This window comes from Halalkalibacter akibai JCM 9157 (genome assembly GCF_000513135.1).
Lineage (GTDB): Bacteria > Bacillota > Bacilli > Bacillales > Bacillaceae_D > Halalkalibacter > Halalkalibacter akibai.
The window spans coordinates 23,355-47,140 of sequence record NZ_BAUV01000009.1; the positions used below are offsets into that span (position 1 = coordinate 23,355).

24 protein-coding genes and 2 pseudogenes are annotated in these 23,786 nt (G+C 38.4%); all 26 read left to right on the forward strand.

Features of this window, described 5'->3' with window-relative positions:
• The first annotated feature begins 22 nt into the window (after nt 1-22).
• The 26 genes and pseudogenes from JCM9157_RS07400 to JCM9157_RS07520 all read left to right on the forward strand — a co-directional run bounded on the left by JCM9157_RS07400 (nt 23) and on the right by JCM9157_RS07520 (nt 23,702).
• The gene (locus JCM9157_RS07400; RefSeq protein WP_052013015.1) at nt 23-856 is read left to right on the forward strand and encodes a UbiA-like polyprenyltransferase; all 834 of its coding nucleotides are present in this window, start codon (nt 23-25) and stop codon (nt 854-856) included.
• Nucleotides 853-1,461 carry a UbiX family flavin prenyltransferase gene (locus JCM9157_RS07405; RefSeq protein ID WP_035663476.1) on the forward strand — a complete coding sequence of 203 codons (609 nt, stop codon included), beginning with the start codon at nt 853-855 and terminating at the stop codon, nt 1,459-1,461. The genes JCM9157_RS07400 and JCM9157_RS07405 overlap by 4 nt, the downstream gene beginning before the upstream one ends.
• On the forward strand, nt 1,458-2,267 hold the full coding sequence (locus tag JCM9157_RS07410) for a menaquinone biosynthesis protein (RefSeq protein WP_235714843.1): 810 nt from the start codon (nt 1,458-1,460) through the stop codon (nt 2,265-2,267). Before JCM9157_RS07405 ends, JCM9157_RS07410 begins: the two co-directional genes overlap by 4 nt.
• A 125-nt stretch (nt 2,268-2,392) precedes the next feature.
• On the forward strand, nt 2,393-3,364 hold the full coding sequence (gene hepT / locus JCM9157_RS07415; protein ID WP_035663478.1) for a heptaprenyl diphosphate synthase component II: 972 nt from the start codon (nt 2,393-2,395) through the stop codon (nt 3,362-3,364).
• 322 nt (nt 3,365-3,686) lie between these two features.
• Nucleotides 3,687-4,130, forward strand: a complete 444-nt coding sequence (ndk, locus tag JCM9157_RS07420; RefSeq protein ID WP_035663481.1) for a nucleoside-diphosphate kinase — start codon at nt 3,687-3,689, stop codon at nt 4,128-4,130.
• 102 nt (nt 4,131-4,232) lie between these two features.
• The gene (locus JCM9157_RS07425) at nt 4,233-5,078 is read left to right on the forward strand and encodes a CheR family methyltransferase (protein WP_081734098.1); all 846 of its coding nucleotides are present in this window, start codon (nt 4,233-4,235) and stop codon (nt 5,076-5,078) included.
• 141 nt (nt 5,079-5,219) lie between these two features.
• Nucleotides 5,220-6,392, forward strand: coding sequence for a chorismate synthase (gene aroC / locus JCM9157_RS07430; RefSeq protein ID WP_035663483.1), 1,173 nt, complete (start codon nt 5,220-5,222; stop codon nt 6,390-6,392).
• A pseudogene (aroB, locus tag JCM9157_RS07435) lies at nt 6,392-7,482 on the forward strand (3-dehydroquinate synthase). Before aroC ends, aroB begins: the two are co-directional and overlap by 1 nt.
• Nucleotides 7,475-7,846, forward strand: a complete 372-nt coding sequence (aroH, locus tag JCM9157_RS07440) for a chorismate mutase (protein ID WP_035663486.1) — start codon at nt 7,475-7,477, stop codon at nt 7,844-7,846. Before aroB ends, aroH begins: the two are co-directional and overlap by 8 nt.
• Before the next feature lie 248 nt (nt 7,847-8,094).
• Nucleotides 8,095-9,606 (forward strand): anthranilate synthase component I, encoded by a 1,512-nt coding sequence (trpE, locus tag JCM9157_RS07445; protein ID WP_173401248.1) that lies wholly within the window; start codon nt 8,095-8,097, stop codon nt 9,604-9,606.
• Nucleotides 9,599-10,615, forward strand: a complete 1,017-nt coding sequence (trpD, locus tag JCM9157_RS07450; protein ID WP_035663488.1) for an anthranilate phosphoribosyltransferase — start codon at nt 9,599-9,601, stop codon at nt 10,613-10,615. Before trpE ends, trpD begins: the two co-directional genes overlap by 8 nt.
• A complete protein-coding gene (trpC, locus tag JCM9157_RS07455; RefSeq protein ID WP_035663489.1) occupies nt 10,608-11,381 on the forward strand; it encodes an indole-3-glycerol phosphate synthase TrpC in 774 nt (257 codons plus the stop codon). Before trpD ends, trpC begins: the two co-directional genes overlap by 8 nt.
• Entirely contained in the window at nt 11,365-12,018 is a 654-nt protein-coding gene (locus JCM9157_RS07460) for a phosphoribosylanthranilate isomerase (RefSeq protein ID WP_235714844.1), read from the forward strand. Before trpC ends, JCM9157_RS07460 begins: the two co-directional genes overlap by 17 nt.
• Nucleotides 11,999-13,195 carry a tryptophan synthase subunit beta gene (gene trpB / locus JCM9157_RS07465; protein WP_035663491.1) on the forward strand — a complete coding sequence of 399 codons (1,197 nt, stop codon included), beginning with the start codon at nt 11,999-12,001 and terminating at the stop codon, nt 13,193-13,195. The genes JCM9157_RS07460 and trpB overlap by 20 nt, the downstream gene beginning before the upstream one ends.
• The gene (gene trpA, locus JCM9157_RS07470; protein ID WP_235714845.1) at nt 13,188-13,991 is read left to right on the forward strand and encodes a tryptophan synthase subunit alpha; all 804 of its coding nucleotides are present in this window, start codon (nt 13,188-13,190) and stop codon (nt 13,989-13,991) included. The genes trpB and trpA overlap by 8 nt, the downstream gene beginning before the upstream one ends.
• A 42-nt stretch (nt 13,992-14,033) precedes the next feature.
• Entirely contained in the window at nt 14,034-15,128 is a 1,095-nt protein-coding gene (gene hisC / locus JCM9157_RS07475) for a histidinol-phosphate transaminase (protein ID WP_035663492.1), read from the forward strand.
• A gap of 77 nt (nt 15,129-15,205) precedes the next feature.
• A pseudogene (locus tag JCM9157_RS07480) lies at nt 15,206-16,302 on the forward strand (prephenate dehydrogenase).
• A gap of 12 nt (nt 16,303-16,314) precedes the next feature.
• Nucleotides 16,315-17,604 (forward strand): 3-phosphoshikimate 1-carboxyvinyltransferase, encoded by a 1,290-nt coding sequence (aroA, locus tag JCM9157_RS07485; protein ID WP_035663493.1) that lies wholly within the window; start codon nt 16,315-16,317, stop codon nt 17,602-17,604.
• Nucleotides 17,605-17,901: 297 nt separating this feature from the next.
• Nucleotides 17,902-18,852 (forward strand): hypothetical protein, encoded by a 951-nt coding sequence (locus tag JCM9157_RS07490; RefSeq protein WP_035663497.1) that lies wholly within the window; start codon nt 17,902-17,904, stop codon nt 18,850-18,852.
• A gap of 128 nt (nt 18,853-18,980) precedes the next feature.
• On the forward strand, nt 18,981-19,451 hold the full coding sequence (locus tag JCM9157_RS25240) for a tetratricopeptide repeat protein (protein ID WP_235714846.1): 471 nt from the start codon (nt 18,981-18,983) through the stop codon (nt 19,449-19,451).
• Between the two features lie 115 nt (nt 19,452-19,566).
• Nucleotides 19,567-20,232, forward strand: coding sequence for a tetratricopeptide repeat protein (locus JCM9157_RS25245; RefSeq protein WP_235714847.1), 666 nt, complete (start codon nt 19,567-19,569; stop codon nt 20,230-20,232).
• Nucleotides 20,233-20,335: 103 nt separating this feature from the next.
• Nucleotides 20,336-20,887, forward strand: a complete 552-nt coding sequence (locus JCM9157_RS07500; protein WP_035663498.1) for a ReoY family proteolytic degradation factor — start codon at nt 20,336-20,338, stop codon at nt 20,885-20,887.
• A 111-nt stretch (nt 20,888-20,998) separates the two neighbouring features.
• Complete coding sequence (locus JCM9157_RS07505) at nt 20,999-21,460, forward strand: YpiF family protein (protein ID WP_035663499.1); 462 nt, start codon at nt 20,999-21,001, stop codon at nt 21,458-21,460.
• Nucleotides 21,461-21,649: 189 nt separating this feature from the next.
• Nucleotides 21,650-22,150, forward strand: a complete 501-nt coding sequence (locus tag JCM9157_RS07510) for a Rieske (2Fe-2S) protein (RefSeq protein ID WP_035663501.1) — start codon at nt 21,650-21,652, stop codon at nt 22,148-22,150.
• A 15-nt stretch (nt 22,151-22,165) separates the two neighbouring features.
• Nucleotides 22,166-22,837, forward strand: a complete 672-nt coding sequence (qcrB, locus tag JCM9157_RS07515; protein ID WP_035663502.1) for a menaquinol-cytochrome c reductase cytochrome b subunit — start codon at nt 22,166-22,168, stop codon at nt 22,835-22,837.
• 82 nt (nt 22,838-22,919) lie between these two features.
• The gene (locus JCM9157_RS07520; RefSeq protein WP_035663503.1) at nt 22,920-23,702 is read left to right on the forward strand and encodes a menaquinol-cytochrome c reductase cytochrome b/c subunit; all 783 of its coding nucleotides are present in this window, start codon (nt 22,920-22,922) and stop codon (nt 23,700-23,702) included.
• Nucleotides 23,703-23,786 lie beyond the last annotated feature (84 nt).

Here is a 23,786-nt window from a genome sequence, read left to right on the forward strand (position 1 = left end):
AAAGTTGAAAATCATCTTAGAAATGATTAAATTTGAACATACAGTTTTTGCCTTGCCTTTTGCGTATTTTGGAGCTATGTTAGGAGCCTTTATTGTAAATGGCGAATGGCCATCATTAACACAATGGATCTGGATTACGGTTGCAATGGTTGGTGCTAGAAGTGCAGCAATGTCCCTTAATCGAGTTATTGATGAGCAAATTGATAAACACAACCCGCGGACGGCTACCAGAGCTATTCCTGCTGGTTTAGTTTCAAAGATAGAAGTTTTATTATTTATTATTCTTTCTTTTGCACTTCTTTTTTATGCGGCGTTCCAGCTTAATATGTTAGCTGTTTATTTACTTCCGCTTGCGGTATTCTTTCTTGTTATTTATTCTTATACGAAGCGCTTTACTTGGGCCTGTCATTTGATTTTAGGGGTGACTATTGGTTTGGCTCCATTGGGCGGTTGGGTTGGTGCAACTGGGACTCTAACGTGGGAGGCAATTCTTTTATTTTTAGCAGTAGCTTTATGGACAGCCGGATTTGATGTGATTTATGCTTGTCAAGACGCTGATTATGATAGAGAAAACCAGCTCCATTCAATACCAAGTCGCTTTGGAATAGGACGGGCATTGAAAATAGCTCGTTTTATACACGTGATAAGCTTCTTTGCCTTTTTAAGCTTATTCTTTTTGACACCTTTAGGGTGGGTTTATTTTATCGGTGTTCTTATTGCAGGGGGCATTATGGTTTATGAGCATTCTCTTGTTTCAGAAAATGATTTATCTAAACTTGATGTAGCTTTCTTTACTATGAATGGCATACTAAGCCTAGTTATGTTCATTTTCGCGATAGGAGATATACTACTATGACGAGTAAAGCAAAAGGAATATACACAGTTGGAATAACAGGAGCAAGTGGGGCTATTTATGGTGTTCGACTTGTTCAAGAACTTTTAAGACAATCATACAAAGTTCACTTAATATTAACAGAGGCAGCATGGAGAGTGTTTCAAGAAGAATTATTACTTGATACATCTAACCGTGAAAGGATACTAGAAGATTTGTTTGGAGAATTCAACGGAGAGCTTCACACACACCATTTGCATGATTATGGTGCTCCAATTGCAAGTGGTTCTTATCAAAATAATGGCATGATCATCATTCCTTGCTCAATGGGAACGCTGTCTGGAATAGCAACGGGAGCATCAGGTAATTTACTAGAACGCACGGCAGATGTTATGTTAAAAGAAGGGCGTAAACTCATCTTGGTTCCAAGAGAAACTCCTTTAAATCAGATTCACCTAGAAAATATGCTTCGAGTTACTAAGGTTGGGGCAAAAGTGTTGCCCGCCATGCCTGGATTCTATCATCTACCTAAGTCATTAGATGATCTTGTTAATTTCCTTGTTGGAAAAGCGCTCGACAGCTTGGATGTGGAGCATGAATTGTTTACACGATGGGGGGAGAAACGATGAGTATTATCATCGGAGAGATTTCTTATACAAATATTCTGCCTTTCTTTTATTATCTCGATCGTGAAAAATTAAGTGAACAAAATTGTTCATTCGTACCACAAGTTCCTGCACAGTTGAATCAAGGAATGTCGACAGGCAAAATAGACATTGGAGGCATTTCTTCATTTGCTTATGCAGAAAACGCAGAGAACTTCACTTTACTTCCTAACCTTTCGGTGACTTCATATGGGGCTGTGAATTCAATTTTCTTATTTTCTAAGACGCCTCTAAAGGAATTAGACGGTAAAAAAATTGCTTTAACTACGAGCTCAGCAACGTCAGTACACTTGTTAAAGGTTATTGTTGAATATTTTCATTCATTGACTGTTTCTTATACGATGATGAAACCAGACTTGAATGAGATGCTTAGAGAGCACGATGCATGTTTACTCATTGGTGACGATGCAATTAGAGCCAAGAGAGAGCAAGGACATCAATATCATTGTTATGATTTAGGTGAGCTCTGGTACCAACACACGGGTTTACCTATGACATTTGCGGTATTTGCAGTTAGAAATGCAACATTGCGTGATCATCCGAGCTTAGTAGGGCTTGTTTACCGTTCTTTTGTTGACAGTAAATTGAAAAGCGAAGCAATTCATTATCAACCGATGATCTCGGATATTGTAAAAACACACGGTGGAGAAAAAGCATTTTGGGACTCTTATTTTGAAAACCTGTGTAATGATTTTGGTCATAGAGAACAAAAGGGTTTATCTTATTTCTTTGAATTATTAGCCATATGGGTTATTTATCAGAACAAGTAAAAAAGTTAAACATATGGAATACAGTGAAAATTGACTGAATAAAGACTTGCAAAACTAGCTTCACAATGATGTAATGAATAGTAGTATCGGCGATGGTGATCGCTTTGATTAATAAGGTGGACGACATGAAACTAGCTGAAATTTATATGCAATTTCAATCAGATATACAGATTATAGAAAAAGAGCTCGAAATTTCTGTTCAATCAAATAATGACATCTTACAAGAAGCGTCCATGCAATTATTAAAAGCAGGGGGAAAAAGAATTCGTCCTGTTTTTGTGTTGTTAGCTGCTAAATTTGGCGATTATGATATTGAATCGCTAAAACATATTGCTGTTCCTCTCGAGTTAGTTCACATGGGGTCGCTCGTTCATGATGATGTTATCGATGATGCAGAGCTCCGTCGTGGGAAAAAAACGATTCAATCTCAGTGGAATAATCAAATCGCTATGTATACTGGAGATTTTATTTTCGGTAAAGCGATCGAAACAACAACTTATTTTACTAACCCACAAATACATCAAATTTTATCAAATGCGATGTTAGAAATGTGTCTAGGTGAAATTGAACAGATTAGAGATCAGTATAATTGGGGACAAAATTTCCGAATTTACCTAAGAAGGATTAAACGTAAAACAGCTCTCCTAATTGCAGTAAGTTGCGAATTAGGAGCGTTAGCTGCAAATGCCGATTATAAAACGCAAAGAAATTTATACCGTTTTGGTTACAATGTAGGAATGTCCTTTCAAATTACCGATGATGTTCTTGATTTTGTTGGAACAGAAGAACAATTAGGAAAACCGGCTGGTGGAGATTTAAGGCAAGGAAATGTAACATTACCTGCCTTGTATGCCATGCATCACGATTCTGTTATTAGAAATAAGGTCGTTGATTTATTGGCGACTAATTTTCCGGAAAATGTTGATTTAACTGATATCATTCAATCTGTGAAAGATTCAGGCGGAATCGAATATTCTTTAGAAATTAGTGACCAGTATTTAAAGAAAGCCTACGATGCCCTTGAAGAGCTTCCAGATATAGAAGAGAAGACGTATTTAAGGGAGATAGCTGCTTACATAGGAAGACGAAAATTTTAAAAAGAACTTAGGGAGACTATCTTCCTAAGTTTTTTTGTCTGCTATTTTTTCGGGAATTATTGTTATGAAGTGATCTCTGGAATGAGAGGAACAGTTGCAAGGGCGCAACGTGTCAAAGCCATTACTGCTTAATTGAATCTGCAAAAAGGACTTTTTTAGTGTTTTCGACCGAAGTATGTGAAAATAACTTTTCTTTTAAAATAATACATTTGGGATAAATTGCGTTTTCAAGTAAGAATTTAACAACAGTTATTGTTCGATATTTAATTGTTTGCTATAATAATAGAGGTTCTTATTACATAGCCTGAATGGAGCGATAAAGATGGAACGTACATACTTAATGATTAAGCCTGATGGTGTTCAACGTAACTTAATTGGAGAAATTGTATCTAGGTTTGAAAAGAAGGGGTTTACTTTAGTAGCTGCGAAATTAACAACGCTTTCAAAGGAAACAGCAGAAACTCACTATGGAGAGCACAAGGAACGTCCATTCTTTGGTGAACTAGTTAGCTTTATTACCTCAGGACCAGTATTCGCAATGGTTTGGGAGGGTAACAATGTTATTTCTACAGCTCGGACAATGATGGGTACTACAAATCCTGCTGAAGCCGCTCCAGGGACCATTCGTGGTGACTACGGTGTTCAAGTATCTATGAATGTTATTCATGGCTCAGATTCTCCTGAAAGTGCGGAGCGTGAAATTGCGATTTTCTTTAAAGAAGAAGAATTAAACACATACGAGAAAAATGTGAATAAGTGGGTTTAATAAAAGTGAAAGCTCGTCCAAATTTTGGACGAGCTTTATTTCTATAGTAATTCTTGTCGATTCATCGTATGATAAACTCATAAAATATTGAGGAGTAGACGAATGAGTCAAGATTATGAACAGTTTATACTAAACATAAAGAAGAAGACAGCTATTGATTTGTCGTTATATAAAGAAGCACAAATGAAAAGAAGACTAGAATCACTTAGAAACAAAAGAGGATTTGATAGTTTCCAAGCGTTTTATCAGGCCATGAGTTCAGATCAAACTATTTTTGATGAATTTCTAGATCGTATGACAATAAACGTATCTGAATTTTATCGAAATGCAAAACGATGGGAAGTTTTAGAGCAAAAAATTCTTCCGAGGATCCTAAAAGAAAATCCTAAGCCCAAATTATGGAGTGCAGCTTGTTCGACAGGGGAAGAGCCTTATACATTAGCAATGATTATGTCGAAGTTTCAACCATTATCAAAAGTTTCTATTTTAGCTACCGACTTAGATCGTGGCATTTTAGAAAGAGCTAAAATAGGGCTTTACACGGATCGTTCTTTAAAGGAAGTCCCTAAAGATATCTTATCAGCCCATTTCAAGAAAGATCCGATGGGTTATAAGGTAAATGAGGACATAAAAAAAACGGTTCGTTTTCAACAACAAAATCTACTGGCAGATCGTTTTGATCAACAGTACGATTTAATTATTTGTAGAAATGTTATGATTTACTTTACTGAAGAGGCTAAACACGAGTTATACCTTAAATTTAGTCAAGCGTTGCGTTCTGGTGGTGTATTATTTGTCGGAAGTACGGAGCAAATTTTCAATCCAGCAGCGTACCAATTTGAAACAGAAGATACTTTTTTTTTTACAAAAAGAATTAGATGGTTGTTAATAGGAAGATTGGTAACTCTAATGATTAATGAGTACCAATCTTTTTTTCTTAGACAATGACTACTATAATTTGGTACAATATCTAATTAATAGCTAAATAACTAAATTGTCAAAATTTTTCGAGACAAGGTATCATAAGTTATGTTATAATTTAACGCATGAAAGCGATAAAGAGAAAGAAGCAGTACTGGAGGAGTAGAGATGAGATATTTAACAGCTGGTGAGTCACACGGCCCACAATTAACAACGATTATTGAAGGAATTCCAGCTCAACTGGAGTTGGTTGCTGAAGATATAAATTTTGACTTGGCACGTAGACAAGGTGGATACGGGCGTGGAAGAAGAATGCAAATTGAAAAGGATCAAGTGCAAATTTTAAGTGGGGTTCGCCATGGAAAAACGACAGGTGCTCCAATTGCTTTGGTTGTAGAAAACAAAGATTGGACACATTGGACTAAGGTTATGGGTGCTGAACCAATCGGTGAAGAAGAAGAAAAAGAAGTTAAACGTAAATTAACAAGACCACGTCCGGGACATGCAGATTTAAATGGTGCTATCAAATACGGACACCGTGATATGAGAAATGTACTAGAACGTTCTTCTGCCAGGGAAACAACTGTCAGAGTAGCAGCAGGAGCTGTTGCGAAAAAGATCCTTGCCGACTTTGATATTAAAGTGGGAGGACATGTATTAGAAATTGGTGGAGTAAAAGCTGAAAACATTTCTTATGAATCAGTTGAAGATCTTCAAGCTCGTTCTGAAGCATCTCAAGTACGTTGCTTGGATGAAGAAGCAAGTGCAAAAATGATTGAAGCGATTGACGCTGCCAAAAAAGATGGTGATTCTATTGGAGGCATCGTAGAAGTAGTCATTGAGAATGTACCAATTGGTCTAGGAAGTCATGTTCACTATGATCGGAAACTTGATGCGAAGTTAGCAGCAGCTGTTATGAGTATAAATGCATTTAAAGGTGTAGAAATTGGCATCGGATTCGAGGCAGCTAGACTTCCAGGAAGTCAAGTACATGATGAGATCATCTGGGATGAAGAAAAAGGCTACACTAGAAAAACTAATCGCTTAGGGGGCTTCGAAGGTGGTATGACAACGGGAATGCCGATCGTTGTTCGTGGAGTGATGAAGCCTATTCCAACGCTTTATAAGCCACTTCAAAGCGTCGATATTGAAACAAAAGAGCCGTTTGAAGCTTCAATTGAGCGCTCGGATAGCTGTGCTGTACCTGCAGCAGCGGTTGTAGCTGAAGCAGTAGTTGCATGGGAAGTGGCAAATGCTTTGCTTGAAACTTTTGGACACGATCAAATGCAAACAATTAAAGCAAATGTAAAGCAACACCAAGAGCAAGCGAGGACGTTTTAATGAACCGAGTTCAAGTTGCAACCAAGTCCAAAGTGTATGATGTATGCATAAAAGCGGGCTTGCGTCACTTAATCGGAGACGCAGTAAAAAAAGTGACGGAACCGGTCTCTTCGGTTCTTGTTATAACAGATACCGATGTAGCTCCACTTTATTTAGATGATGTTGTTTTGAGCTTTAAAAACGAATACCCTGTCTATACTGAAGTAATACAAAGTGGAGAAGCGTCTAAATCTTTTTCAGTCTACGAACAAGTTATGACAAAAGCACTTGAAAGTTCTTTAGATCGAAAATCTCTAATCATTGCTTTAGGTGGTGGAGTAGTCGGAGATTTAGCGGGTTTTGTAGCTGCTACATATATGAGAGGGATCCGCTTTATTCAAGTTCCAACTACACTTTTAGCTCACGATAGTAGCGTAGGGGGAAAAGTGGCAATTAACCATCCTCTTGGTAAAAATATGGTAGGGAGTTTTCATCAACCGGAAAGTGTTTTGTATGATACAGAGATGTTATATTCTTTACCAGTTAAAGAATGGCGTTCAGGTTTTGCCGAAGTGATGAAACATGGTTTTATACGTGATCTTTCTTTTTTAAATTGGCTTCAAGAAATCAAAGTAATCGAAGAGATGCCGATTGAACAGTTAAACACTTTATTAGAGAAGTCGATTTCGATTAAAGCCGAAATCGTTACAGTTGATGAAAAAGAATCGGGTATCAGAGCTCATTTAAATTTTGGGCATACACTTGGCCATGCAATTGAATCAGACTAGGTTATGGTGTTGTCACGCACGGAGAAGCCGTTGTGATTGGCATGGTCTTCTCACTTCGAGTGAGTGAAGAAATGTTCAACATTGATTTAGATGTTGATAAATATGAGAAATGGTTTAGTGATTTAGGATACAAAACTAAAATTCCAGCAAGTTGTAACATAAATAACTTACTAATGTTAATGAAAAAAGACAAAAAAGCTGAGTCACAATCTGTACGGATGGTACTTTTATCAAAGATAGAAGAAGCGACTGTTAAAGAGATTCCGCCTACTTTAATTGAAAAACTCTTAGTTGAAAGAATGGAGGGTGATCTCATTGGTTAGAGGAATTCGTGGAGCAATAACAATAAAAGATAATACAGATGAAGAAATAACAAACGCATCTATGGAACTGATACAAGAGTTAATTAAGTCTAACCAGATTGAGCCAGATAAAGTCGCTCAAGTTCTATTTACGGTTACAGAAGATATCACGGCTGCTTTTCCAGCAAAAGTACTCAGAGAATTTCCAGGTTGGTCTTACGTGCCTGTAGTTTGTGCAAAGGAAATTCCTGTTCCTGGTAGTTTGCCAAAATGTATTCGTGTTTTACTCACCGTTAATACAGAAGTTCAACAGGATCAAATTCATCATGCGTACTTACGTGATGCTAGGAAACTTAGACCAGACTTAGCCTTGACGAACGAATAAGAACAAGGTAGACTGATGTCAGATGAGATGAAGGATGATTTCCTTCGAGTTTTAGTTTAGTTAAAATGTTTGATTTGAGAAGAGTAGAGAATGAGATTGAGTTGAGGAGAGCTGAGTTTAGTTGAGGGATAAGTCTATCTATTAACCTCCTAAACACTTTTGTTTAGGAGGATTTTATTTATATACAAAAAAGAGTACAATCCCCTCCCACTCATTTCATTCATTCCCATTTTAAGGAGTGATTGTAAATGATAACCCCAACTTTTTTAGAGTTTGAAAAAACAGCTAAAACCTATCAAACCATCCCAGTATCGCAACGATTTTTTGCTGATGGTCTAACACCTGTACAAATCGTTCATCAATTAATTGACCAAGTTGCTTTTTTGTTAGAAAGCAAGGATGAACAATCTCCATGGTCTAGATATTCATTTATCGGGTTAAATCCAATGTTTGAATTAGTAGAAGAAAATCAATCATATCGAACTTATAATAAAAATCGAGATGTGTTGATTGAATCAGCTACATTTCAACAAGCATTTGAAGAGACGATGAACTTTTTAAATGTTCAACCTGTTGATATCCCTATTCCATTTCGTGGTGGGGCTGTTGGATATATGAGTTATGATGCTATTGAAACGATTGAAACTTCACTAACAACTACCGAGGATAATCGTTTACCCCATTATCAATTTCTATTTTGCCAAACATTAATTGCCTATGACCATTTAAATAAGGAACTTTCGATCTTAGTTCATGTTAGACCTAATGATGAGGATTCCTTAGTTAATGCGTATCACAATGCTAGATCAGAAATTAAAAGAATTTCATCGCTTTTAGAGCAACCAGTTAATGGGCTTATGTTAAAAAATATTCCTAAAACCAACGAAGAGGTTTCTTTTGAAGGTGTTTTATCAAATTATGAAAAAGAAACATTTCTAGCTGATGTTGAGAAAATAAAAGAATATATCAAAGCGGGCGATGTGTTTCAAACTGTTTTATCACAAAGGTTTGAAATGAACATCTCTGCTGCTGCTTTTGATGTATATCGTGTACTACGTATGGTCAATCCATCTCCTTATTTGTTTTATTTAAAATTTAATCAACTTGAGATAGTCGGTAGTTCTCCTGAACGGCTCGTTCAAGTACAAGATGGACACGTAGAAATTCACCCAATTGCTGGGACGAGAAAGCGTGGGAAAAACGAACAGGAAGACAAGAAGTTAGAAGAAGAACTTTTAGCAGATGAAAAAGAACGAGCGGAACATTATATGCTGGTAGATCTTGCGCGAAATGATGTTGGTCGGATTGCTGAGTATGGTTCGGTTCAAACGCCAACCCTACTAGAGATTGGTAAATTTTCTCATGTTATGCACATTATTTCTAAAGTGACAGGGCAATTACGTGAGGGGACTAAACCACTAGAAGCTTTAATGGCCTCTTTTCCAGCTGGTACGGTCTCAGGTGCTCCTAAAATTCGAGCAATGGAGATCTTACAGGAACTTGAACCTTGTAAACGAGGTATTTACGCTGGTGCGATTGGATACCTTGGCTACGACGGGAATATTGACTCTTGTATTGCTATTCGTACGATGGTTATTCAAGACGGTAAGGCTTATATTCAAGCTGGTGCCGGTATTGTAGCTGATTCTATTCCGGAAAAGGAATTTGAAGAAACCCAAAACAAAGCAAAAGCCTTGATTCGTGCTGCTCAATTAGCGGAGAAGATGTTTGGTCACAAGGAGGAGGTTTACCATGCTTAAGAACACTTTAAAGTCTTGTATGGAAGGCAACACTCTATCTGAAAAACAAGCAGAAGAAGTCATGAATGAAATTATGAATGGGCACGCAACATCTAGTCAAATAGCAAGTTTACTTACTTTATTGCGGTTTAGAGGTGAGACAGTTGACGAAATGACTGGTTTCGCACGCTCTATGAGAGCACATTCCCTTCAAATTGAAACAGATGATTTATCTGTTGTTGATACTTGTGGGACTGGTGGAGATGACTTAAAGACGTTTAATGTTTCAACAGCATGTGCCATAGTTTTATCGGGTTTAGGAGTAGCAGTTGCGAAACATGGAAACCGAGCTGTTTCTTCCAAGAGTGGAAGTGCTGACGTTTTAGAAGAATTGCAAATACCGATTCAACATAACCAACAAGAGGCAAGACAGTCTTTAATTGATGTGAAGCTTTGCTTTTTATTTGCTCCTTTATATCATCAGTCAATGAAACATGCCGTTGCACCGAGAAAAGAAATTGGCTTTAGAACGATTTTTAATTTACTAGGTCCTTTAACGAACCCAGCAAACGCCAAGCATCAATTAATTGGTGTGTATGATCGTGCATTTGCAAAAAAGATGGCAGAGACGATCTCAAGACTTGGAACTGAGCGAACGCTTCTTGTTACAGGAGGAGAAGGATTAGATGAACTATCAATTACAACCGAATCATTTGTGATTGAAGTAAATGGAACAACGCAAAACATGTACACAATTGCGCCTGAAGATGTAGGTTTAAATAGAGGGAAATTAGAGGAAATTCAAGTCAATACCCCAGCAGAAAGTGCAACTTTAATTCGAAAAATTTTAAAAGGTGAAGCTAATGCTTCTGCGACTGGGATTGTCCTGTTAAATACAGCAGCTGCACTTTATGCAGCAAAACGAGTTCCCTCTATTCAAGAAGGTGTTATAAAAGTCCAAGAAGCGATTCAATCCGGACAGATTTATCGTCATTATTTAACTTTACAGGAGGCCAGGCAGCATGCTTGAAAAAATACTTGAAACGAAACGAGACGAAATAAGTAAGTTGATTTTGCCTGATCAAGTAGAAGTACCTCATTACTCTTTATTTGAAGCTTTGAGTAACCCGAATCGGTCTATAGGTTTGATTGCCGAAGTGAAAAAAGCTTCCCCTTCTAAGGGGGTAATTAAAGAACACTTTGACCCTGTTGAAATTGCAAGAGGCTATGAGGTCGGAGGTGCTGATGCAATCTCTGTTTTAACAGATGTTTCGTACTTTCAAGGACATCGAGACTATTTAAAAGCTATAAAGACCACCGTTTCTATTCCGGTCATGAGGAAAGACTTTATTATTGATAAAGCTCAAATAGATGAAACTGTTCGTATTGGGGCAGATGCCATGCTTTTAATTGTCGGGACTGTTCCAATCAGTAAGCTAAAAGATCTCTATGATTACGCTTATAGTAAGGGACTTGAATGTTTGGTAGAGGTTCATGCTAAAGAGGAATTAGTGGAGTTAATTTCAGAGTTTCATCCGAAAATCATTGGAGTGAATAATCGTAATCTGAAAACGTTTGAAACATCGCTAACGCAAACCGAAGAAATGGCTGACCTTATACCAGATGGAAGTATATTTATTAGTGAGAGCGGTATTCATAAAAAAGAAGATCTAGATAGAGTCTTAAGGGCGGGTGCATCCGCTGTACTAGTTGGTGAGTCTTTAATGCGAGCAGAAACGCCTGAAACTGGAATTAAGGTTTTATATGGGGGAGAACAGATTGCAACCTCTACTTAAATTATGCGGCAACCACTCTTTTGAAGATACGAAAAATACGTTATCTAGTAATGCGGATTATCTAGGGTTCGTTTTCGCAAAAAGTAAACGACAAGTTCGTTCTACAGATATATTAAATTGGTTATCTATGATTGATAAACAAGAAAAGAAAATAGTTGCACTATTTGTGAATGAACCGGCTTCTGTTATTTTTGACACTATTAGCAACTTACCGATTGATATTATACAATGTCATGGTAATGAAACATCTAGTGAGTTAGCAGAAGTAAAAGAGATTACGCAATTACCTGTCTGGAAAGCGATTCACCATAGCGAACATGCATTAGAAGTTATTAGAACATATCGAGGTATCTCAGACGGTTACATCATTGACTGCAAAGTTGGAAGCCAATGGGGAGGAACGGGAGTTTCTTTTGATTGGACGTTTATTCCTCATTACTTACAAGAGGGAAGAGAACAAGGGGTTCCTGTATTTATCGCTGGTGGAATAAACCCTGATAATATTGAAAAAGTCCTTGCTTACCAACCGGATGGAATTGATGTGTCTAGTGGAATTGAGGAAAATAATCAAAAATCTATGAAACTTATAAAGCAATTAGAGGAAAGGATGATCCGCCATGGCTATACATCCAGATGAATATGGGCGTTTTGGGGAATTCGGTGGGAAGTATGTCCCAGAAACGTTAATGAGTGTTATTGAGGAATTAGAAGAAGCGCTAGAAAAAGCGAGTAATGATGAAGCGTTTAAAAAAGAGTATCTTGATCATTTAAGAGAGTATGCAGGGAGACCGACAGCCTTATCATACGCTCAGAATCTCTCCACTTATTTAGGTGGAGCTAAAATTTTCTTGAAAAGAGAAGATTTATTGCATACCGGTGCCCATAAACTTAATAACGCTATGGGGCAAGCTCTTTTAGCGAAACGTATGGGAAAAACTAAAATAGTGGCTGAAACAGGAGCAGGTCAACACGGAGTAGCTTCAGCGACCATTGCAGCTAGGTTTGGACTTGAATGTAAAGTGTTTATGGGTGCAGAAGACATGGAGCGTCAGGCACTCAACGTCTTTAGAATGGAACTTCTTGGAGCTGAGGTGATTCCTGCGACCTCAGGAAGCCAAACGTTAAAGGATGCGACAAATGAAGCGATTAGGTATTGGGTGGCTAACGCTGAAGATACGTTTTACCTTATCGGTTCAGTTGTAGGTCCGCACCCTTATCCTAAGATGGTTCGTGACTTCCAGCGAATTATCGGGGACGAAGCGAAGAGGCAATTTACAGAACGAGTAGGTAAATTACCTGACGAAATTATCGCTTGTGTTGGAGGCGGGAGTAACGCTATTGGTATGTTTTATCCTTTTCTCGAGGATGACGTTAAGTTAATAGGTGTAGAAGCTGCCGGAATGGGCTTAGACTCAGATCAACATGCAGCAACAATTACCCACGGTCGAAAAGGAGTCATTCACGGTTCACTCACTTATTTATTGCAAGATGAGGCAGGTCAGATTACAGAACCATACTCGATTTCTGCTGGTTTGGATTATCCTGGTGTAGGACCTGAACATGCATTTTTAGCAAGTAATGGAAGAGTGAGTTATCAAGCAGTTACGGATCAGGAAGCCTTAGATGCGCTTAAGCTATTATCAGAAAAAGAAGGGATTATTCCAGCGATTGAATCAGCTCATGCGCTAGCAAAAGCGTTTGAACGAGCAAAACAATTAACGCCAGAAGACACCATTCTCGTTTGCTTATCAGGCAGAGGCGACAAAGATGTTCATACACTAATGAAACATTTTCGAGGTGAGACAAATGAGTAACAAACGAATGGAAGCAGCAACGAAAACAGATAAATCTTTGTTCATCCCTTTTATTACTGCCGGTGATCCGAGTGAAGAAGCAACAATTGATCTTGCTTTGTCTTTGGAAGAAGCTGGGGCGAGTATTTTAGAGCTTGGAATTCCTTACTCAGATCCGTTAGCTGATGGCCCGACTATTCAAGCAGCTTCAAAACGAGCTTTGGCTGGAGGAATGTCGCTTGAAAAAGCATTACACCTTGTTCCTGTGATGAGAGAACGCGGGTTATCTATACCCGTCATTATTTTCACATATTTTAACCCGTTATTACAATATGGTGAGAAGCGCTTCGCCACACAAGCTGAGAAGCTCGGTATTGATGGACTTCTTGTTCCAGATTTACCTCATGAAGAAAGTGCTCATCTAGCAGAGCTTTGCCAGCAAAATGACTTGTCATTAATTTCCCTTGTTGCACCGACATCAAAACAACGGATGATTAAAATTGCTGAGCGAGCACAAGGATTTTTATACTGTGTCTCTTCGTTAGGAGTAACCGGGGCGCGTAATGAGATTGACCCAAGAGTTTATGATTTTCTTAAAACTGTTCGTGAAGCGAGCTCCATTCCTATTGCAGTTGGATTTGGGATATCATCAGCAGAACAAGTGAAAGTGATGAAGGAGCATGCCGATGGTGTTGTTGTGGGGAGTGCACTTGTCTCTGAAATAGCTAAACGAGAACAAGCTTTGAAGAACGCTGAAACCCGCCCGCAAGCGTTAGCGGAAATAAAAAAGTTTGTTTCATCGCTCATTTCATCGTAACATAATAAGGTAGTCTATTTTTGATAAGATGAGGTGCTAGTTATGCAAGCAAAAAAACAATTACATGGTTTACCTTCTTACAAACCAGGTAAACCAATTGAAGAAGTAAAAAGAGAATTGGGACTTTCAAAGGTGGTTAAGTTAGCTTCTAATGAAAATCCATACGGTTCTTCACCGAAAGCAGCTGAAGCTATTCGTGAAGTGGCGGACCAAACGGCTATTTATCCTGATGGCTACGCGGCATCTATTCGTGAGAAAGTAGCAGCAAAAATTGGCGTTTCTGAAAACCAGCTTGTATTTGGAAATGGTTCTGATGAGGTAATTCAATTTCTATGTAGAGCTTTCCTATCTCCAGAAACAAATACTGTAACAGCAGACCCTACTTTTTCACAGTATAAGCTTAATGCAACAATTGAAGGAGCAGAAGTGCGTGAAGTTCCTTCAGTAGATGGCGTTCATGATTTAGATGCTATGCTTGAAGCAATTGATGAAAATACTCGCATTGTTTGGGTGTGTAATCCTAATAATCCTTCTGGTACATATGTAGGAGAAAAAGCATTCGTAAACTTTTTAGAAAAAGTCCCTGCCCATGTTTTAGTTGTTTCAGATGAAGCTTATTATGAATATGTAACAGCTGATGATTATCCTGAAACACTACCTTTACTTGAAAAATTTGATAATTTAATGATTTTACGTACTTTCTCAAAAGCATATGGCCTTGCAGCGCTTCGAATTGGTTACGGGGTGGCCAACCCTACGTTAATCGCGACGATTAATCCTGTAAGACCACCTTTTAATAACACGACGTTTGCCCATGCTGCGGCTGTTGCTGCATTAGAAGATGACGATTTTATCAAAGATTGTGTAGAGAAAAATACGAAATCATTAAAACAATTTGAAGATTTTTGTCGAAAACACAACTTGAAATATTACCCATCTCAGACGAACTTCATTTTAATTGACTTTAACCGTTCAGGTGATGAAGTATTTGATTATTTATTGAAAAAAGGTTTTATTGTCAGGTCGGGACAAGCACTTGGTTTCCCAACTTGTGCAAGAATTACGGTAGGAACAGATCAAGAAAATGAAGAGTTGTTCTCGGTATTAGAAGAGATGCTCGTTTCAAATCCTGTATAACATTGATGAGATTTGAGAAAAATCGTCTTTCCGATCTGGAAGGACGGTTTTTCTTAACAGACTGAGAGGAGTAAACCATGAAGCGAACGGTTTTAATTGTCGGGCTTGGTCTTATAGGGGGCTCGATCGCTTTAGCAATTCGAAAAGAGCATAACGTCCACATTCGTGGCTTTGATATTTCAGAAGAACAAATGAGGATGGCTTTGTCCCTAAAGGTAATTGATGAAGCTACACCTTCCATAGAAGAAGGAGTTAAAGCGGCAGATTTAATTATATTTGCTACACCAGTTATAAAAACAGAACAGTTAATTCAAGACCTTGCCTCTTATGAGCTTAAACTTGATGCGATTGTGACAGATGTTGGCAGTACAAAGCTTCGTATCGTGAAACAAGCCGAGTGTTTAAAAGAAAAAGGTGTTACTTTTATCGGAGGACATCCAATGGCTGGTTCTCACAAAACTGGGGTAGAGGCTGCAAGAGAGCATTTATTTGAGAATGCTTTTTACATTTTAACACCAGCAAAGGGAACAGATCTTCGAGCTATCATCAATTACAAAATTGGTTAAAAGGCACAAAAGCAACTTTTATCGAATTATCGCCTGAGCAACATGATCGTTTAGCCGGAGCAATTAGTCACTTTCCACATGTTATTGCAGCGAGTCTCGTTCACCAAATAGCTAAAATTGAAGGAGAAGATCCACTAGTTTCTAGATTGGCAGCGGGTGGGTTTAGGGACATAACGCGGATCGCTTCAGCAAGTCCGACAATGTGGCGTGATATTCTTCTACATAATAAAGAAAGCTTGTTACAACTACTGGATTCCTGGACAACGGAAATGGGATATGTAAAGACATTAATTGAAGCGGAACATGCTGAACAGATCTTTACCTATTTTCAAGATGCGAAAGCTTTTCGTGATGGGTTACCTGTTCGGAAAAAGGGAGCAATTCCATCATTCTATGATTTATTTGTAGATGTTCCCGATCATCCAGGGGTCATTTCCGATGTCACAGGAATTTTGGCACAACATCAAATTAGTTTAACGAATATTCGGATTTTAGAAACAAGAGAAGATATTATGGGGGTTTTGCGATTGAGTTTTCGGTCAGAAGAAGACCGTGAACGCGCGCAAATTCATCTGCGACAAGAAATGTATGAGACATATATTTTGTAAGGAGGTTTTTTTATGAGTACAGCGACGGTTAAGAAAACACAAGTTGGTTTAAACGGAAAAATTCGGATACCAGGCGATAAATCCATTTCACATAGAGCGGTTATGTTTGGTGCGATAGCTAATGGTACGACTGTAGTAGAAGGTTTTTTACCTGGAGAAGATTGCTTAAGTACGATTGATTGTTTTCGTAAGTTGGGTGTAACCATTGTCCAGGACGGAGAAAAAGTTACAATTGAAGGAAAAGGTTGGGATGGTTTACAAGAACCGACTGAGATATTAGATGTTGGAAACTCGGGGACGACAACTCGACTAATGTTAGGAATCTTAGCTACTCGACCGTTTCATTCCGTAGTGATAGGAGATGATTCGATTGCGAAAAGACCAATGGCGCGTGTAACAGGTCCTTTACGTGATATGGGATCTTATATTGACGGACGAGAGAACGGAAACTTTACACCTTTAGCCGTTCGTGGAGGAGCAACAAAGGGAATCGCTTATCAATCAAAAGTAGCTAGTGCACAAGTTAAATCAGCCATTTTACTTGCTGGGCTTCAAAGTAAAGGGGTAACATCTGTTACGGAGCCTGCTCTTTCTAGAGATCACACTGAGCGGATGTTAGAAGCTTACGGTGTAGAAGTAAAACGAGATGGTTTAACGGTGTCAGTAGAAGGAGGGCAGACATTAACTGCTCAAAATATAATCGTCCCTGGAGACATTTCTTCTGCTGCTTTCTTCTTAGTGGCAGCTGCTATCGTCCCAGAAAGCAATATTACGTTAGAAGGAGTTGGGCTCAATCCTTCTCGTTCTGGTATTATTGATGTACTTGAGCAAATGGGGGCAAGTATTATCATTACAAACGAAAGAGTAGCCGGCGGAGAGCCAATCGCAGATATTTCTATTTCAAGTTCAAATTTAAGAGGGATTGAAATTAGTGGCGATTTAATCCCACGCCTTATTGACGAGATTCCAATTATTGCAGTGCTCGCTAGTCAGGCTGAAGGGAAAACAATCATCCGTGATGCAGAGGAGTTAAAAGTAAAAGAAACAAACCGAATTGATACGGTCGTTAGTGAGTTAACCAAATTGGGAGCAACGATTACGGCTACTGATGACGGTATGGTGATTGAAGGAGGTTCGTCATTACATGGAGCTGCTGTGAGTAGTTTCGGGGATCACCGAATTGGAATGGCGATGGCTATCGCTGGTCTGATTGCTGATGGTGAAGTTGTAATAGAGCGAAGTGAAGCAATTGCTGTATCATATCCTAGTTTTTTTGAGCATCTTAATACGCTCCAGAAATAAGAGTTTAAAAAGCCTATGTTCAATAATGAACATAGGCTTTCTACATGTGTTTTCACAAAAAAATCTCCTTGTCGGAAACGTAAGCGTTTTCAACAAGGAGTTTAGCAAAGGCTAAAATTTGTATGGATAGGAGTGGAGAGAAACCATACGCTTATTTATTATTATAACCGGTTTCTACCATATGTCAATAAATTAAAAGGGAAAATTCTCAAATGACAGAAAAATTTAGTTTTATTGTTCTGTTTTACAATTTTTCTTCATAGCTTGTCAATATCATAGCTGTGGGAGGAATTTGAGATGTACTTATTAGATAAGGCAACAAAGGTAGACGAAGAGGTAAATACACTCCGTTCCTATTTAATTAATAATGGACAAGTACATTACGTAACAAGCGCATTCGAGAAATGGAATAAGAGAAGAGTGGTCATGAGTGGTGTTGATATGACCGACGGTGGAATTGTTTATGATGATCAAATCTTACATTACGAAAATTTTCAAGATTTTCAGCAAAGGCAATCTTTCTTAATTTCAAGAGGTTGTACTACAGTTGCAGTCGCACCAGTAGTTGAGTATGAAAAGCAAATTGAGCAAACATTTAAGCGAGCTAAACATGCAATGGCTAGCAGTACGCTTGACTATGTAATAGGGTTAACTCTTCCTGTCAAGTTGTTAAGTCCCTCTGTGTTACGTACGTGTCAAGGTCTGCGCATACCATTTATTCGTGTGATGTTTTCATCATATCAAGAGATGAATGTTTTACCTTGGACTCATTTATCGCAAACCCTATTAACATATCCTTCGGTTCTCGTTCCTTGTGTGCACTTATCACCTCCAAAGAAAGAAGCTATATTAATTAAGGAATGGTTAATGCGTTGCTCGGCTTTTCAGATCCACACAGTTTCCAATTTAACTCCATTAGATAGATGGTCAAAAGCATTGCTACAAAAAATAGGTTTATACCCTCAGAAAGGTATCTTGTTAAACGGTAGTGATGCTGATTATTTACTATTCTCAAGAGAAGATAAACATCCTGATGAAGTCGAAAAAGTTGTGGGAGAAGAAAAGAATGTTTATGATAATAGAGAACCGGCTATAGTTGTGATAAGAGGTGAGATGATTAAGTCAAATGACAATATTTCACTTAAACCTGGTTTTGGACGGTTAGTCGAAATTAAAAGACCGGGGAAATTCCTTTCTATAACAGAAGCTTCGGGGAATGACCTTCAACAGCAAAGAACAAGCTCTTGATCCGATGAAAACGACCTACAACCGTCATTCCGATGAATGATGGTTTTTCTATTGATTAAAGAAGGGGTATACTAAGAAGTGTCGAAGTCAGTATTTAGTAATGAGAAGTTTATTTTGGGGGAGTACATATGAATGCAATTGAAAAGGTAATGCAAGGAATTGAACAAGGTCATGTAGAAAAAGGGCTTACGGAATTAGCATCCCTTGAAAAAACAGGTGATCATCAATTAAAATATGACATCGCAGAGGCATATTATCAACTCGGTCATATTGATAAAGCGAAAAACCTAGTAGATGAACTGTTGATGTTATATCCAGACGAAGGAAGCTTATATGCGTTTGCTGCGGAACTGCTAATAGACTTGGATGAAGAAGATGAGGCGATTGAGCTACTTTTAGAAATCAAAGAGCACGACCCTGCTTATCTACAAGCTCAACTACTTTTAGCTGACTTATATCAACTACAATCGTTAGATGAAGTGGCAGAACAAAAATTACTGAAAGCTGCGGAAAAAGCGCCGAATGAGCCGATTATTTCATACGGCCTTGGGGAATTTTATTTAGGGCGCGGTGATTACATAAAAGCATTCCTTATTTAAAAAGGGTTGTGCATGCAAAAGAAGCAATTCCAGATGTCCATGTTGAACTTTTGTTGGCTGAAGCTATAGTGCTAGTGGGCAATTTGAGGATGCTCTACACTATTATAAAGAAGGTTTGAATAAACAGATGGATGCAAATGCTTTATTTGGATATGGTTTTACAGCTTATCAAATGGGCGATATGATTTTAGCTATTGAACAATTAGAGGCCTTGTTAGCATTAGATCCTGATTATTCAAGTCTTTACCCTTACTTAGCTAAAGCTTATGAGGCTGAAGGAAGGTTTGATGATGCCCTAGAAATACTTGAAAAAGGGATAAAAGTTGATGAGTATAATGAGCAGTTATATGTATTAGCTGGTAAATTAAGCTTTAAGCGTCAGCGACCTAATGAGGGCGAGCGATTTTTAAGGCAGGTAATTGCGTTAAATCCATCAAACGTGGAAGCCGTTCAGACGTTAGCTGCATACTTTAAGCATGTAGAAATGTATGATGAACTGCTAGAACTTATGTCTCATGTTAAAGAGATGGGAGAAGAAGACCCGATCTATACTTGGTATGAGGCGACAGCACTTAGAGAAAACGATGATTTCGATAAAGCTCTTAAATGTTATAGAGAGATTGAAGTGGGTTATGAACATGATGTTGACTTTTTAGAAGAGTATGGATATTTTTTATTAGAGTTTGGAAAAAGAGAGGAAGCGAAGCTGAAATTTCAACAAGTTCTCTTGCTTCAACCGGAAAATACAGGAGTTTCTGAGTTGCTTCAAAACTTAGACTAATTTCGAAAATTAAAAGGAATCTAATTAATTTTAGCGAATATATCATTATACAATCATCTTTATGAATAGCATGAAATGAGAAGACATTAAGGAGGGGTGAAGCGTGGGCAACATCATTCCAGTTGTGGATAAAAAAGAATTTCTTAAAAGCTTCTTGCAACAGTTTGAATTGAAGCGAAGGGAATGTGCTTGGTTGTTAAATTATCTAATGAGTGACGATGAATTAATGGAAAGAGTGCACTTTGTTGAACAAGCGGCGCATACTCCAAAAGCTTTAATTATCTCAGCCAAAGGAGTCGATAGTATTCCGTTTTCTTTTCATAAAGAAAAACATATAACGACAGATGCTGAAAAAGCATTTCATGATATTCGTCTAAATCAAAATGAAGAAATTTACATTGAGTTGCATTTTAATGGAGCTAAGCAATATCCACCTTATTTAGTCGTTCTTGAAGATAATCCTCATATACCTGAAAATATCGAGCTAGCTGTTGCGTTTCAGAAGGAAGCTGAATCTTTACTGGACCGGTCCATTAGAGACTTCAGGAAAGATCAGCTACTTTCAGAAATTGATTTAGCTCTTGATCGCCAAGATGAAGCAACTTTTAAAACACTTGTTGAACAATTAAAGCTATTAGAAAACGAACAACAATAAACGTAATAGGGTGACCGAAAAGGAAGATATCTTTTGGGTCATCCTATTTATTTGTGAAAAAATAAAATAAACGCTAAAATAAATGGAAATGCTTATAGGAGAGGTGTACATATGAAGTGGCAAGCAACTGAAATGGATACATATTTACAAGCAAAAGAATACGTTGATACAGCCATCATTACGCTAGTCCCTGTTTCATGGCAAACGGAGATAAAACAAACGGTGGCAATGGGTGAGTTTATTTCGATCATGGCTACAGAGCTAGAAAAACAGTTTCATGGACGTGTGATTCAATTTCCGGCATTTTCCTATATTAAATCGGAGGAATCACCAAGTAGATTAGCTAGACTGGAAAAGTGGGAGGCAGAACTAAAAGCTGGGGGAGTGAAACATTTGGTTTACTTAACCTCAGATAGTGAGTGGAAATTGGTAGAGAACGAGTTGAATGGGATGCTGATCTGGTTACCTACAATTCCACTAGAACATATGGATGTTAGTTATAAACGAGAAGTAATATCAGATCAGATGAAACAGCTCATTCCACTTATGACAAATAAGTGGCAAGAGGCTTAACGAAAGTAACTCTTTCCTATGTCAATGAAATTCATCACTTTTTCAGCTTAATTATGCCGAAATTGTGCCAAATTGCGGAAAATGTTGCTTATTACTTCATGTTGTATTATCATGGGTATGTCCTAGTATAATATGTGTTCAATTATGCCCAATTTTGGGTTTACCTTATTGTGTAAGGGGGGAAAACGAGTGAGCGAAAGAGACCACAAAGTTTCGCGGAGACAATTTTTAACGTACACACTAACTGGTGTTGGAGGTTTCATGGCAGCGGGAATGTTAATGCCAATGGCAAGATTTGCCCTTGACCCTGCTTTGAAAGCTGGTGCTGAAACGGACTTGAAGTATGTATGTGAAGTTGCTGAATTAACGGAAGAGCCACAGAAGTTTAGATTCTCATTCGAGCAAACAGATGCTTGGTATGAATCTGAAGTAACTCGTGAAGCGTACATCTTCATTCGTGATAATACAGTAACAGCTTTATCACCAACATGTACACATTTAGGCTGTACAGTAGCGTATGGAACACAAGCAGACCATCCTGATCGTTTCTTCTGTCCATGCCATTTCGGAATGTTTGACAAAGAAGGGATTAACATTCCAGGTACACCTCCACAACGTCCACTAGATGTCTATGATGTTGTGGTAGAAGACGGAAAAGTCTTATTAGGTCAAATCAATCAGCGAACATAAGGAGGGGCGTAATCAATGCTTCAGAAAATTTACGACTACGTTGATGAGCGTCTTGATATTACGCCTATGTGGCGCGATATTGCTGACCATGAAGTACCTGAGCATGTTAACCCTGCTCACCACTTCTCTGCGTTCGTTTACTGTTTTGGAGGATTAACATTCTTTATTACAGTCATTCAGATTTTATCTGGGATGTTCTTAACGATGTATTATGTACCAGATATCGTCAACGCTTATCAATCAGTAGCTTACTTACAAAATGAAGTCGCTTTTGGTGTAATCGTACGTGGTATGCACCACTGGGGCGCAAGTTTAGTTATTGTTATGATGTTTTTACACACATTGCGTGTCTTCTTTACAGGTTCATATAAGAAGCCTCGTGAATTAAACTGGGTAGTTGGGGTCCTTATTTTCTTTGTTATGCTTGCATTAGGAGTAACGGGTTACTTATTACCTTGGGATATGAAGGCATACTTCGCAACTGCGGTTGTTCTTCAAATCGCCGAAAGTGTTCCGGTTATTGGCGGATTCACGAAAACATTGCTTGCTGGTGGTGAAGTAATTGGTGCAGCAACACTAGCACGATTCTTCGCTATTCACGTTTTCTTCTTACCAGCTGCATTGCTTGGTTTGTTAGCGGCTCACTTCTATATGATCCGTAAACAAGGTATTTCAGGACCGTTGTAAAATAATGATAGGTTTACAAAAGAGTATTGGAGTCAACTCTCTTTTGTACATACTTGCAAACAATTGAAAAGGAGGGAACGAGATGGAACGTGGTAAAGGTATGAAGTTTGTCGGTGACTCTCGTGTCAAGGCAAATAACCGAAAACCCAATATTCCTAAAGACTACTCGGAGTATCCAGGTAAAACGGAAGCGTTCTGGCCGAACTTCCTCTTGAAAGAGTGGATGGTTGGTGCAGTATTCTTAATGGGTTACCTTCTTATTACAGTAGCTCATCCGGCACCGCTTGAGCGAATGGCCGATCCGACTGATGCTGGTTATATTCCATTACCTGACTGGTATTTTCTATTTTTGTATCAACTTCTTAAGTATACGTATGCTTCTGGTGACTATAATGTAATCGGGACAATCGTTATGCCAGGTCTTGCTTTTGGTGCGTTGTTACTTGCTCCTTGGTTAGATACTGGAAAAGAGCGTCGTCCTTTCAGACGTCCAATTGCTACTAGTATGATGATTCTTGGTTTCATTTCTGTGTTTTATTTAACATGGGAATCAGTCGATCAACATGACTGGGAAGCTGCTGCACAACAAGGTGCAATTGTTGAAGAAGCGGATATCAATACTGATGCTGAAGGATATGCGATTTACACTGCTCAAGCTTCTTGTATTGGCTGTCACGGTGATACGATGGCTGGTGGAGCGGGTGGACCTTCGCTTCTTGATACAGAGAAAAATGCTGAAGAAGTCATGAATGTAATCATTAACGGGCAAGGTGCAATGCCTGCTGGTTTATTCGATGGTACTGATGAGGAGCTAGAAATTCTAGCTGAGTACATCGCAGCGCATGGGAACCCTGAAGACGAATAAGAAAGAAAAGCTGACTGGTTTTAGTCAGCTTTTTTTCTTAGGTTGTTTTCGTAATGGTTGTTGCTTTGGGGTATAATGATTGTT